Raw genomic sequence first — 661 nt, 5'->3', positions numbered from 1 at the left:
CAGTAACAAACTGATTATACCGAACAGTGGCCCGCCTGTAAAGATGGACCTTGTAGGGCTCGAACCTACGACCGGGCGGTTATGAGCCGCCTGCTCTAACCAACTGAGCTAAAGGTCCAAGCTCAATCGCGGCGGGGGGGATCGAACCCTCGACCTCCCGGGTATGAACCGGACGCTCTAGCCAGCTGAGCTACACCGCGAGAAAAACATATGGACTAAGCGTCCAATCGGGAAAACAGGATTCGAACCTGCGACCCCCTGGTCCCAAACCAGGTGCTCTACCAAGCTGAGCTATTTCCCGTTAAATGCACCCAGTAGGAGTCGAACCTACAACCTTCTGATTCGTAGTCAGACACTCTATCCAGTTGCGCTATGGGTGCAAATCATGATAATGCCGAGGAACTTTTCGACCAAGCACACCCTCGGCACTGTGCTCGGAAAGCGGAAGACGGGATTCGAACCCGCGACCCCCACCATGGCAAGGTGATGTTCTACCACTGAACTACTTCCGCATGAAACAAAATGCTTATCAAATTATTGGTGCCATGCCGACTAAAGGATTCGAACCTTCGACCCCCTGTTTACAAGACAGATGCTCTACCAACTGAGCTAAGTCGGCAAAAATATCGACTTGAGCCGCCAATTAAAACCAATAATTCTC

General features: G+C 51.4%; 6 tRNA genes. All 6 read right to left on the bottom strand.

The window, feature by feature from the left end:
• Nucleotides 1-44 precede the first annotated feature (44 nt).
• Nucleotides 45-118, bottom strand: a tRNA-Ile gene (locus ACWP87_RS13815).
• An 8-nt stretch (nt 119-126) separates the two neighbouring features.
• Nucleotides 127-200 (bottom strand) — tRNA-Met (locus tag ACWP87_RS13810).
• A 27-nt stretch (nt 201-227) separates the two neighbouring features.
• A tRNA-Pro gene (locus ACWP87_RS13805) sits at nt 228-301 on the bottom strand.
• 5 nt (nt 302-306) lie between these two features.
• A tRNA-Arg gene (locus ACWP87_RS13800) sits at nt 307-380 on the bottom strand.
• A 60-nt stretch (nt 381-440) separates the two neighbouring features.
• Nucleotides 441-512, bottom strand: a tRNA-Gly gene (locus tag ACWP87_RS13795).
• A gap of 34 nt (nt 513-546) precedes the next feature.
• Nucleotides 547-619: transfer RNA gene (locus ACWP87_RS13790), tRNA-Thr, on the bottom strand.
• Between the last annotated feature and the right edge of the window lie 42 nt (nt 620-661).

This window comes from Lacticaseibacillus sp. 22, assembly GCF_055413445.1.
This window is presented reverse-complemented; position numbering and strand designations above follow the sequence as displayed.